The sequence below is a fragment of the Burkholderia sp. 22PA0099 genome, from assembly GCF_047497165.1.
In the GTDB taxonomy this organism is placed as follows: domain Bacteria; phylum Pseudomonadota; class Gammaproteobacteria; order Burkholderiales; family Burkholderiaceae; genus Burkholderia.
Map to the genome: position 1 here is coordinate 3012792 of NZ_CP163165.1, position 11454 is coordinate 3024245.

The 11454-nt window shown below is 58.4% G+C and carries 10 protein-coding genes and 2 pseudogenes; 7 read left to right on the forward strand and 5 right to left on the reverse strand.

Features of this window, described 5'->3' with window-relative positions; genetic code table 11:
- Positions 1-42: 42 nt before the first annotated feature.
- Positions 43-453: pseudogene (locus AB4851_RS28750) on the forward strand (DUF4942 domain-containing protein); the annotation flags it as partial.
- A gap of 28 nt (positions 454-481) precedes the next feature.
- Here AB4851_RS28750 and AB4851_RS28755 read toward each other — a convergent pair.
- Positions 482-1599 (reverse strand): IS3 family transposase gene (locus tag AB4851_RS28755; RefSeq protein WP_414449799.1). Its coding sequence is split into 2 segments (ribosomal slippage): positions 482-1338 and positions 1338-1599, totalling 1119 coding nucleotides; the frame shifts between segments, so codons are not numbered across the junction.
- Between the two features lie 79 nt (positions 1600-1678).
- Between AB4851_RS28755 and AB4851_RS28760 the strand changes: the two are divergent.
- From AB4851_RS28760 to AB4851_RS28770, 3 genes and pseudogenes are all read left to right on the forward strand, one after another.
- A pseudogene (locus AB4851_RS28760) lies at positions 1679-2080 on the forward strand (DUF4942 domain-containing protein); the annotation flags it as partial.
- Between the two features lie 101 nt (positions 2081-2181).
- The gene (locus AB4851_RS28765; RefSeq protein ID WP_414449800.1) at positions 2182-2565 is read left to right on the forward strand and encodes a hypothetical protein; all 384 of its coding nucleotides are present in this window, start codon (positions 2182-2184) and stop codon (positions 2563-2565) included.
- Positions 2562-2855, forward strand: coding sequence for a hypothetical protein (locus AB4851_RS28770; protein ID WP_414449801.1), 294 nt, complete (start codon positions 2562-2564; stop codon positions 2853-2855). Before AB4851_RS28765 ends, AB4851_RS28770 begins: the two co-directional genes overlap by 4 nt.
- 365 nt (positions 2856-3220) lie before the next feature.
- Here the strand turns inward: AB4851_RS28770 and AB4851_RS28775 are convergent, their stop codons facing one another.
- Positions 3221-3550 carry a helix-turn-helix domain-containing protein gene (locus tag AB4851_RS28775; protein ID WP_414449802.1) on the reverse strand — a complete coding sequence of 110 codons (330 nt, stop codon included), beginning with the start codon at positions 3548-3550 and terminating at the stop codon, positions 3221-3223.
- Positions 3551-3762: 212 nt separating this feature from the next.
- Here AB4851_RS28775 and AB4851_RS28780 point away from each other — a divergent pair, with 212 nt between their 5' ends.
- Both AB4851_RS28780 and AB4851_RS28785 read left to right on the forward strand, forming a co-directional pair.
- Complete coding sequence (locus tag AB4851_RS28780) at positions 3763-5115, forward strand: hypothetical protein (RefSeq protein ID WP_414449803.1); 1353 nt, start codon at positions 3763-3765, stop codon at positions 5113-5115.
- A 147-nt stretch (positions 5116-5262) separates the two neighbouring features.
- On the forward strand, positions 5263-6120 hold the full coding sequence (locus AB4851_RS28785) for a hypothetical protein (RefSeq protein WP_414449804.1): 858 nt from the start codon (positions 5263-5265) through the stop codon (positions 6118-6120).
- A 209-nt stretch (positions 6121-6329) separates the two neighbouring features.
- Here the strand turns inward: AB4851_RS28785 and AB4851_RS28790 are convergent, their stop codons facing one another.
- The 3 genes from AB4851_RS28790 to AB4851_RS28800 all read right to left on the reverse strand — a co-directional run bounded on the left by AB4851_RS28790 (position 6330) and on the right by AB4851_RS28800 (position 10682).
- Entirely contained in the window at positions 6330-6602 is a 273-nt protein-coding gene (locus AB4851_RS28790) for a hypothetical protein (protein WP_414449805.1), read from the reverse strand.
- A gap of 280 nt (positions 6603-6882) precedes the next feature.
- A complete protein-coding gene (locus AB4851_RS28795) occupies positions 6883-8409 on the reverse strand; it encodes a nuclease domain-containing protein (protein ID WP_414449806.1) in 1527 nt (508 codons plus the stop codon).
- A gap of 5 nt (positions 8410-8414) precedes the next feature.
- Positions 8415-10682: an McrB family protein gene (locus AB4851_RS28800; protein ID WP_414449807.1), complete on the reverse strand. Its 2268-nt coding sequence runs from the start codon at positions 10680-10682 to the stop codon at positions 8415-8417.
- Positions 10683-11185: 503 nt separating this feature from the next.
- Between AB4851_RS28800 and AB4851_RS28805 the strand changes: the two genes are divergently transcribed.
- Positions 11186-11350: a hypothetical protein gene (locus tag AB4851_RS28805; RefSeq protein ID WP_414449808.1), complete on the forward strand. Its 165-nt coding sequence runs from the start codon at positions 11186-11188 to the stop codon at positions 11348-11350.
- The last annotated feature ends 104 nt before the right edge of the window (positions 11351-11454 follow it).

Sequence of the window (11454 nt, forward strand, 5' to 3'; positions counted from 1 at the left end):
TCTTCGTCTTCATCAATTTCACGACATACGGCCAGGAGGACTATGGATACCGCAACCGATCTCGTTAAAAGCCTCAGCATTACCCATCTCGCGAACCAACGCGTGGCCGCAGTGGAGCGCGTCCGTGCCGCGCTCGATCTGCTGGACGAAGCAGAACAGATTGCTATGGCCGCCAATCTGGGCTTCCCTCGGATGGTGCTTGATGAAAGCTATGGTTGTCGGGGCCGGCCCAGCATTTCCGGCCTGCATGCGGTTCGGGCCGATGCCGAAACCGCCATTGTGCGCGTCATCGACACTCGCGGCTGGGACTATCTGTTAAAGGAGTCCGGTCTGCGCACCTTCATGGACGCGAAGGCACGCGAACAGTGGAGCCGACAGATCAGTGAGGGCGATGTGCCGGAACTGACTGCAGCCAATATCGAGGCCACGTTCACACAGCTCTACAGCGCACGCTGATCCGCTTGGGTTTTCCGGACCAACCCTAGCGCGAGTTTTCCGGCGTTTCGGGCCCGGTGGGGCCCGGCAAAAGCGCCAGCTGACGGGCATATTCAGCCGGCGCCAAGTCTTTGAGAGCAGAGTGAGGACGGCTCTCGTTGTAGTCCTGCCGCCATGCCTCGACGATCGCTTTGGCTTCGCCCAACGGCTCGAACCAATGTAGGTTCAAGCATTCGTCGCGGAATGATCCGTTAAACGTTTCAATGTGGCAATTGTCCGTCGGTTTGCCCGGTCGGCTGAAGTCGATCTTGGCTCGATGGTGATATGCCCACATGTCGAGCAGCCGACCGGAAAATTCACTACCGTTATCGACAAACACATGCCGTGGGGCGCCGCGCGTAGCCGCGATGCGATTGAGTGCTGACACTACGTGTTCGCCTTTCAAACGCTGTCCAACCTCGATGACCAAGGCCTCCTTCGTGAACACGTCCACTACGGTCAAGGTACGGAACTTCGAACCATCAGCCAGTTGGTCGGCCACGAAATCCATGCTCCACGCGTCGTTCGGCTTGACGGGCACAATCTTGGCCACCCGGGTGACCACCATCTTGCGGCGCTTCGGCAGTTTCGAACGCAACTGCAGCTGCTCCTCGCAATACAGCCGATACGCCTGATTCCTGCCCAACTGCCAACCTTCGCGACGCAACAGCACGTGGATGCGTCGATAGCCATATCGCACTCTGCTGTACGCAATCTCGCGCATGCGTGAACGCAGCTCGGGACGGGAGTCCTTGACGCTGCGGTAGTACTGGACACTGCGCGGTTGCTTCACAAGCCTGCAGGCCCGCCTCATCGTCAATCCGTAGTGGCTCACCACATCTCGCCTCAGCGCGGGCCGGGCCACTTTTTTGAAGCGACGTCCTGCAAGATCGCCTTGTCCAGGCTCAGCTCGGCAACCAGCTTCTTCAGTCGCGCATTCTCGTCCTGCAACTGCTTGAGCTCGCGTACCTGGTCCGACTGCATGCCTGCGTACTGCTTCTTCCAGCGATAAAACGTCTGCTCCGAAATACCGATCTGGCGGATCAGATCCGCCACCGGCATACCTAGCTCTGCCTGCTTCAGCACCGCCACAATCTGTTCAACTGAAAAGCGCTTGCGTTTCATGGCAACCACCTCCTGGTCAGGGTCAAGTGTGCCGCAAAACTCGCGCTCGGAACGGTCCAGGATTCCCAAAGCAGATCAACGCAGCGACATGTTCGAGCGCGGCGTGATCCAGTGCTTCCGGCAGCTGTCCTGGAACTACAAGACCAACCAGCCATTCAAGTTCGGCAAACGCATCATCGTGACCTGCCTGCTCAGCTCCGGCTTTTCGAGCCGTCACGGAACGGACCGTCTGGATGACCTGGTTCGCGTATTCAGCGTGCTGGACGGCAAGCCCGAACCGGATCATCGACACGGCATCTCTACGCTGCTGTTCGATGCGCGACAGGCCCGACTCGCTGAAGCCGACAACGACTATCTGCACCTGCGCTGGTTCAAGAACGGCAACGGCCACGTGACCTTCAAACGGCCCGATTTGGTGACCCAGATGAACCAGATTCTCGCAAAACACTATCTGAACGCGCTGGCATCCGACGCGCGCTAGCTTCCGCTCGTTTCACGCCGCCTCCGGCACTGCTGCTATTTCCCGCCCACGTCATCCGGTTTTACCGGAGGCCCGTGCTCGCCCTGCTTCTGGAGACATTCATGAGCAATACCATCCGCCTTAAGCCGCTTTTCAAGCCTGGGCGCCTGCTCTTCACGCCCGACGTGCTGCATACGCTGCGCGCGAACAACATCCCCGCCATCAGCGTCGTCCTGCGGCACATCGTCGGTGACTGGGGCTGCGTGTCCGATGACGACAAGCACGAAAACGATCTGTCGATCGCAGCCGGCCTGCGCCTAATCTCGCTCTACCCGTTACCGGACAACACCTGCATTCTCGTGGTCACCGAATGGAATCGCTCTCAGACCACCATCGAACTGGTGAAGGAATCTGTATCGAACGGAATTTTCCGGCCGCAACCCGCCGCCCATCGCCGTTATCCGGCCTGGCCCGCCGTGACCTATGAAACGAGGATCGCGGCATGAACGGATCCCCACACCATAGCGCACGCTTCCCCTTGGGTAAGACGGTCATCACGCCTGCCGCCCTAGCTTTGCTGGAGCAGGTAGAACTGTCACCAACTGAGTTGCTGAGCCGCCATCTGCACGGCGACTGGGGAGAACTTGATGTTGCCGATATCGCCCAGAACGAGCTGGCACTGCTGACCGGCAAGCGCTTGCTATCGAGCTACGTCATTCCCGGCGGAGGCGCGGTCTGGATCATCACTGAAGCCGACCGTTCAGTCACGACGATCCTGCTGCCGGAGGACTACTGATGCCGTCCCTGGTCGAGAAACTGCACCCCGCACTACGCCTGGGTCAACGCCTGTTACTTGAACAGTCGCGCCAACCCTTATTCAGTCGTCAGGGAGAGAGTTGGGCACTGACTGGCCGGTTGTCACTTGGCTCACCGATCCATGCAATGGCGCACGACATGCGGCCCTGGTAGTGGGTATGGAGGAACGAGACGCTAGGCCAACGGCCTTGCTGTTGCTCGATCCGAGCGGCAGGGCTCCAGCACTCAATGCATAGAATGCACGCCTCGAGCTTGGGGAGCTACACACGATTTACGTGACGGCCGAAACTACCCTGCCCGTTCAGATGGATGGCGCAGTGTCACTCCGGCTTGCCGAGTCGAGCACTACCGCAGACGACTGCGCTTGATTTCAGGCGGGGTTGCAACGTTTGCCCGGCGCTCGCCAGTTGGTGCAAGCGAGACGCCATCCAAGGGCTCAAACAGGCCTGCCAACGTGATATTGAGCGCATGGCAGATGTTGGCCAGTGTCTCGACGGAGGGATTGGCGATGCCCCGCTCAATGGCCGAAATGTAGGTTCGGTCAACGTGGGCCTCGAAGGCCAAGGTCTCCTGCGACTTTTCCACTTCGTGTCGGCGTTGCTTGATGCGCTTTCCAAGCGCGGCCGTGATCGGTGCGAATGAACGGGTCGCAGATTCGGGTCGTCGAGCAGTCATGAACGGCAGGATGCCCGGACGACGACTTATTCACGACGCTGTATATTCGTCATTTACTGTAGAGTTTACTCTACAGTCAGACAAAAATATGCCGATATAGCAGGACGGCAACGATCCAGGCCGAACCGTAGGCCGGCCATAAGACCGAGGAGCAGAAGGCCCTGCCCCTCACATTCCGCAATCGAACTCAAATTAACGAGAGAACACGCAAAATGGGGAAGAATACGTTCAACACGGGGATCACGAATCTCGCGCTCGGCGCGGCGATGTGTGCCTCGCTCGTGGCATGCGGTGGCGGAGGCGGAAGTTCCACACCCGCCACCGGTAGCACCGCGACGTCGGTCAAGACGACCGGGACAGCCGCCACCGGATCGCCCATCTCAGGCGCGACCGTGCAATTCAAGTGCGCTTCGGGCGCGACTGCTTCAGCCACGACCAGCGCTGACGGCACTTGGAGCGTTTCGCTCAATGCCAGCGATTATCCCTGCGCGGTGCGTGCGACGGGCGGACAGGCCAACGGCAAAACGATGACCGTCCCGCTGTACTCCGTAGCAGCAGCACCCGGCAATACCAACGTCACACCGCTGGCAGACTTGATAGTTGCAGCCCTGACCAAACAAGACCCGGGCACCTGGTTCGCCAATGTCCGCGGTGGCGACTTGGCCGGATTGATCACGTCGACCAATCTGGCAGACGCAACGGCCACGCTCGTGACGCAGCTTGCAACGTTGCCGGGCAAACCGACGTTGCCGACGGGCTTCGATCCGCTCACGTCCACATTTACCGCGACCAAGGGCGATGCGGGCGACGATGTGCTTGAGGTCTACAGTGCTGCACTGATCGCGTCGGGTTTGTCGCAAGCAGATGCGGAAGGTAAATCGGCCGCTGGTAGCGCCCTGACACAGGCGGCAACTGCCGCGACTGCCTACACGACACCGGGCCTGACCAGCCTCCAGATCGGCTTGGCGCAAAACCTGGATGGTAGCTACGGGCTGTCCGTTCCCGACATCGCGCGCGGCTCGCTGACCTCAGCGGCAACCGTCGATACCGCAGGCAACATCACGGCACTTTCAAACACGACGAATTTCTCTGGCGTTGTCAGTCTGCTGGGGAATCGAATCGGCGAGCTTTGCACGTCGAACGGCATCGGTGGCGTCATCGCGAACCACCCCGGGCAGTATGTCTATTTATCGAGCGACCTGACCGAGGTGCTCAGTCCTAGCGAGCTGAATGGCCGGACGTTCAGCGAGTACGAAGACTGCGTGCAGTCGGGCACGACCTCCTTCCAACAGACTTCGGATGGAACGGGAGCCATGACCTTCACCAGCACGGACGGCAGTCAAGACGCGCCCGTCGCCAACATCGCACAGGCGTTTTCGACCACTGGCCTCGCTGACTCGGCTAATCACTCGGTCAAGCGCGCCAAGGCGTACAAGTACGTCGCCAACGGCGTGACGCAGTACGTCTACATCACTGTCAACAGCACGACGACACCTGGTGCGAACGATGATCCGTTGACGTTTGATGCGGACACCAAGTACGTGACGATTGGACTGTCTCAGTAATGTTCAGCTCGCCGCCTTGTTTCCACGAGAGCGGCGCGTTTCCTTGATGGCGCAGCTGCCGATCATTCCGGCTCGCTGCGCTTTTCTTCGTCTGGCGATCGATCTCGTGCTGCCAGATCCACCCTAAAAACAATCCACCTTCAATCCATGAACAAAAATCTCATTCGCCTCGGGCTGGTCGTTGCTATTTGCGCCGCGCTGGCGGCCTGCGGCCACTCCGAAGTCGACACGGTCAAGAAGTCCACTGTTCCGCAAGATCCCACCCACACCTACGAGACCGCATTGTCGAATCGCAGCTCGTGCGAACGCGACGAGTGGCACATCTTCAAGGACGACTCAGGGCGATCGGTCGTGGAATATCGGTGTGACCTGAAAGATGGCGCAGCATTGATTGCCGCGTATCGCCAGAAGAAAATCCTCGATACGCAGAACGACTTCCAGGGATACCTGCGCGGCCTTGATCAAACTACCGAGCAAGCCGAGCAAAGCCCAGAATTTTGGGAAAAGGCATTGGTCGACGCTCAAAGTAAACTCGCGCAGATGCAGTCGCAAGCCGATGCCGCAAAGTCGAGCGCGGCCGCAGCAGGCGACCCCAGTGCGCTTCGTCAAGCCATGGTTAATCAAGGCGACATCGAAGGGGCACAACGCGCCGCCGAACAAGCACAGCAGCATCTTGCTGACGCACAAAACACGCTCACCAGCTTGCCTCAAGAACGCGCCCGCTTCGAGCAACAAGAGAAAGACGCGCTGGCGCAGATTGATGGGGCATACGGCGGTGTGACGAAGACGACCGAGGTGTTCCAGTGGTTTGTGCGTGATGATTCGATCGTGCCGGCGTGGTCAGGCGTCGAGCTGACCAAACAGGATGGCAGCACCGTTCGACGCAACAAAGATTGGCAAAGAACGATGGGAGATTTGATCAGCCATAGAGGTGACGATCATGTTCACTATGCGCTTGATGTCCCCGATAACATTGCACCCGCTCAATGGCCATCGGCATCCTGATCAACAATACAGCGTTCCACAAGCTACCTACCTCTCACGCGGAAGGTAGCGTTATTTTTTTATCCGAATTGCAGACCGGACAGCCTTGTGTCGACGACTTACGATGGTATCCGGCAAACACGACAGGTCGCTCTGACATGCACTGGCCGCGTTTTTATCACGTGAGCTTCGGCGTCTCGTGCAGCTTGAGCCAATAGCTATTGATCTCGTCATCGGATACGTTGAAGCGCCGAAGCCATTCCTCGCTCGGGACGGTTGTATTTAGCTGAGGCACGTTCAAGGACGACACGAACTGGAAGATCGTGGAATACCGCTGCGAGTTTCAGAACTGGGCAGCGCTGCTTTCCGCATTCCGTCATCAGAAGATCAGCGATACGTAGCACGATTTCCATGGCTATTTCCATGGCCTCGACCAGACCGCCGGGAGTATCGAGAGTCCCGAGCAACTCGAAAAACAGCTCGCTAATGCCCAGAGTCAGCAATAGTGATTACCTCATCGCAACGAAAGTTGAGCACCTTCGCGAATTCTTGCAAGAGGTCGTCAAACTGACTAAGGCGCCAATTGAAACGTCCTAGACGGCTCGGTAGAGAACGCTCCGCAACGATTCAGGTTGCTCGATATGTTGCAACAACTGCCTCTATTCCTTGCCGCGTTCTGGCAGCAGAAATTCCGCGACGACCAAAACGACTACCCTGGATATTATCGTGGCGTCGATCAAGACATCGCGCATACCACGGGAAAGGAGCACCGTCCGCCCCCGGTCAGCCCAGCAGGAAACGTCTCAGGCACGCGACGAGGGCCGATACGTCATTGTCCGGTGCCAGTTCAAATGTCCCAACGCCGAAAGCTTCCTGGAATGCACTCTCTGCCAACCAGTCAACAGCGCCGCTCCGTGGAAGGAGCAGAAAACTACCCCAAGGACGTTCGCCGTGCCATGTCAGGCTGTCCTGATAGATGTGGGCCGACTGCATAGCGTCGAGGACATTGGCCCGACTGGCCCGATATTTCGCGTCGAGCACAAGGAAGCGTCTACCCTGCGACGACTCGATCGTGAGAACGATATCCGGCTCGCGCTGCCGTGAAAGACTTTTGAATCCCCGCGCGCTTGCCTGGTCCCAAGCCTGAAACGTCGGCTGTAAATGAAGGATCACGGTATCTCCGTTCAAACAGCCATGTACCCGGGGTCGAACAAGAGCGGGGTCACCGGTGACGAACTTCCATCCGGCTTCCGGTGCGATCTCCTGCAGCAACTGCCAAGTTCGCACGAAGCACCAGCGCTCGTAGATCTGCCATGTGGGTCCCATGGGCAGTGGGTCATCCTCGGCCTCGCCTAGCACGCCCGAATTCAAGGTCTTCCACGCCAACTGGAATGCACGGGCATAGTCAGGTTGTGCAGAGATCGCGTTGAGGCCTGCAGAGGAAACCTCCGGGCGCGTCACAGCGCGAAATATCGGAGTTCGCCGGATACCGCGCACTCCATCGGTGAACGCAGCCAACACCCGCAGACGACGCGACACTCTGGTCGACAGCCGTTCGTCCTGTCGGCCGACCATATCGGTGAACTGCTCACCAAGTGCTGCCGCGCGGGCAAGCAAGCGCTCCAACATGACCGCAATCGCACGGTTGGCCGCGTGATCGAAGGTCGACTCTACGTGGGGCACCGTCACCCGGCTCAGGTCAATGAGATCGCCCGAGTCTGATCCAAGTAGTTGGCCTGCTACCGGTGTACGGCAGAGATCACGCACCGTTCGGACATCCAATCGCCGGACCTGGTGCGGCTGCACGGTGCGTCGTTCCTGATGTGAGCTCATCAGCGAGTGTCGACAGACGGCGCGCAAGGCGGCAAGGCATGAGCTGCCATAGCGACGCATCCGGGCATAGGCCACCTCGACGGAACCAACATCGCCATCTCGCCCAAAGCGAGACGACATCGCGCCATCACCCAACAGCATAGACGGCATGACGTTGAGGATTTCGCTAACCATACATAGAAATTGAGGTTGGCCCAGCTTGTTCGGTGAAGGCCCCACGTCCAGACCATAGGTAGCGATCAGCCTGCCGGTGCTATCCAATACCTCCGCGTCCACCCTACCAGCATAGAAGCCTGGCGCCCAAACCCATGCCTGCTGACCAAGCCGGCGATCGAGGGGGATTTCGTCGACCAGAACGAAGACGGCATCGGACGTCGCTACCCGAAACGAGTAGACACCTCTCTCGACGAATCCTGTAGCAACGCCACCGGGCGGCACTTCCCACAGACGCCCCGCGGGCTCCTCGATCAAGAGCATCCGTGTCAGCGCCAGAAGCGGGCACTGCCCAGTCGGGTGAGATCGTCGGACAGCTGAGCTACCTTCTCTTGCGACATTGGCAGTTGGTGCGCCTCTAGTAACTTTCTCGTCTCAATCAATGCTGTGCGCAGACGAGAGTTATCCTCTCCGCGTAGCTTTGGAAGGATCTTCCCATACACGGCATGGTCAATCGCCTGCCGGAAACCGATGGCACCGCCTGCAAGCGCAGCCCGCACGTATCCGATCACGTCACCGATCGTACGCCAGCCGAAATGTAGGCGCACCGGCCGAAGTACTGCGCTCAACTCCTTGAGAATCTCTTGCAGAACTGCAGTGTGGCCAGCGTCAAGACCGGAGCTTCCCCAGCCAGGATATGCATTCGTGTCGATGTCCCAGAATTCGATGACCGATGCACGATCTAGAACCTTGTCGCTCAGGCCATGGGTCGTCTCGTCCATATTGACCGTTCCGATAATCAGGAGGTTAGACGGGTAGGCCACGCTCGGCGGAATCTCATCGACATCGTCATCCTGGGCATGCAGCTCAATTTGATCTCCCGTCTCCATTGCCGACAGCAGAGGCGCCAGATACTGCTCCGGATGCGATAGGTTCATTTCGTCGAGCACCACTGTATAAGGTCGCTCAGGATCGCGCACCGCATCCAGGAGAAAGTTCAGAAAGCTCGTGCGTACATACCGTTCAGTGTTTAGCGGATTCACGTATCCCAGCAGCGGACTAGGATCGTGCCAACCGGGCTGCACAGGCAGGACGTAGACACCACCCGCGGCAGCCGATGACGGTTGGCCTCGCAGCGCGTGCCCATAGCTTCGCGCCAACTGCGTCTTGCCGGATCCGCTAAGACCGCTCAGCACGGCGAGATGGCGCCGCTCGTGACTCCACAGCGCGGCGTCCAACTGAGCAACAAGTACTCGATTAAACACCAGCGTCTCAGGGAACTGCGCCAGAATTTTGTCGACGCTCGTCCGTTCCAAGACGAGAGTCGAGCCGCGGTCAGCCAAGGAAGGCACCGGCTCGCTCGGAGTGAGTGCCGCCACCAGCTGACCAGGCTCCCAGTGGATTCGGCCCGCCCATTCCTTGCCCCGAGCCGTCAGCGCTAACCTCCTGCCAGCAGTGAACTCAATCAGATCCATTGCACGCAACCAACCGATCAATGCAGTCGGCGCGAAGTTAGTCTTCCAGCCGGGGTTGACCTGCTGGAGATCCGAGATCAAGGTATTCTGCTCACGGGGCTTTTGACTCAGCAGATAAAGCACGTTGTCGAAGCCAAGAATCTGTGTCAACAGCCAATCCGACACATCGTCCGGATCACCAGACTCGAGAAACGCCATCCCCCGCGAGGTCAGCTTGAGGCTGTTGCCGTCGGCAGCCAGCACACCCCATTCCGCTATCAGCGCATTGATGTTTGTGTTAACAGAATTTGGCGACAACTTTGGATTGACCGCTCGCACATGCTCCCGGAAGTCCTCGCGCGAACAACCATCTTTGACGAACTGAAGCATGGCGAGTACCGACGGAATCGACCCGCCAATGGCAAGCATGCCGCGACGACGCCGGCTTGCCGGCAATGGCCGCAACTGGCCTTCTCCTGCGGCGGCGCCACTATCCGTTGTGACCTCATCGTCTATCCGAGCGATCTTTCGCTTGAAGAGAAGCCATGGCAACTTCATACGCGTCAGTTCCGGCGGCTCGTCCGGCGGCATATTGATACGCGACCAGACGCTGTCGAGCCGGTCGAGAATACGCTGATTCAACATCGCGCGACCTTCCCCGAGTCTGCCAACGTGCATAGCCTTGCCAAGACCATCGAGGACCTTCCCGTCGGCCAGACTGGTGAAGTGCCGCGGCTGCAGAGCGGCAAATACGCGCGCGAGCTTGAGCCGCGGCACCCGGGATCCCGTTTGCTGGATAAATTTTGCAACCTCGTCCCACAACCGTTGTAGTTCCCGCGTAAAAGCTTCCCGGTCGAGTGAGGCATCCTGATTCCGAACCGTCCATAGGCGATCAACGATCGCGCTGTCGGTCCAGAATGGTTGCGTAGCAATGAAGCCTTGACCGGTCGCCGAAATTGCTTCGCTATCCCATAGAGTCTGCTGGAATCCCTCGGATCGGAACACATCTTTGTCCGCCTGCTGCACCTTGTCGATATGCGCTGCCAAAGCCTGCGTCCACTTGCGATAATTCGGGTCGTCCCGATGAGCGGCCAACACCTGGTTGGCCGCTGCGACGAGCGCGTCGTCCTCTTGCAGATCCATGCTTATTTCCTAAAGCCAATCGAACAACCATTAATGTCGGAGGATGCGATAACAGCGTTCGCAATTTTGCAATTAACACTTCTCAGTGCCAAGCAGTTTCGCCCAATCGGCGACAGTGTTATCACTGTTTGGAGTCGCAAGCAATCATATCTGCTGACCATCGCGATGAGCGCATTAGGAGCCACACAGGCACATGTGCGGTTGCAGCAACTCGGCCTCGTCAACAACAAGGTCGTTGTCTACGAGGACGAGGCCACACGTCGTCGGTTACGAGGGCGAGATGCCTCGCGTGAAGGGCTATGCCAGCGAGAATTTCCGCATTCTCACCAACCAGAACTATCGGGGAGGATTTCTTGTTCTCGCTTGCGATCTCTAACGGCGCGTCGTGTGCAATGAACCCGAAGTTCATATGGTTCACCAGCAAGGAGATTTTATTCACATGGCATTCCGACGTACTAGCCGTGAAGGTCTCTTCCCGGTTGAACAGTAGCAGGATGATCATCATGTTCGACAGCAAGAGCAAGCTCTATCCGCTCATTCCGCCTGGGCCGGCGCTGCAGGCAGCTACAGCGAAATCGAAGAAGCTGGCCAAAGGCGGTCAGACTTGCAATGACGCGAAGCTGAAAGCATTCCGTCAGGTAATGCACTCGGATACTACGACGTGCTGAGTGAGTGGCGCAGTCAGTGTGGTTTAGCTCCCGTCTGAGCCTGCCATCTAGCTCGAGCGATACATGGATGCCGCGTCAACGAGACCCGGCATCTTATTCTATCC

Excerpts from the sequence above, each read along its gene's own strand:
- AB4851_RS28775 (WP_414449802.1), bottom strand. The coding sequence starts at position 3,550 with ATGACTGCTCGACGACCCGAATCTGCGACCCGTTCATTCGCACCGATC.
- AB4851_RS28770 (WP_414449801.1), top strand. The coding sequence starts at position 2,562 with ATGAACGGATCCCCACACCATAGCGCACGCTTCCCCTTGGGTAAGACG.
- AB4851_RS28795 (WP_414449806.1), bottom strand. The coding sequence starts at position 8,409 with ATGCTCTTGATCGAGGAGCCCGCGGGGCGTCTGTGGGAAGTGCCGCCC.
- AB4851_RS28785 (WP_414449804.1), top strand. The coding sequence starts at position 5,263 with ATGAACAAAAATCTCATTCGCCTCGGGCTGGTCGTTGCTATTTGCGCC.
- AB4851_RS28805 (WP_414449808.1), top strand. The coding sequence starts at position 11,186 with ATGTTCGACAGCAAGAGCAAGCTCTATCCGCTCATTCCGCCTGGGCCG.
- AB4851_RS28800 (WP_414449807.1), bottom strand. The coding sequence starts at position 10,682 with ATGGATCTGCAAGAGGACGACGCGCTCGTCGCAGCGGCCAACCAGGTG.
- AB4851_RS28780 (WP_414449803.1), top strand. The coding sequence starts at position 3,763 with ATGGGGAAGAATACGTTCAACACGGGGATCACGAATCTCGCGCTCGGC.
- AB4851_RS28765 (WP_414449800.1), top strand. The coding sequence starts at position 2,182 with ATGAGCAATACCATCCGCCTTAAGCCGCTTTTCAAGCCTGGGCGCCTG.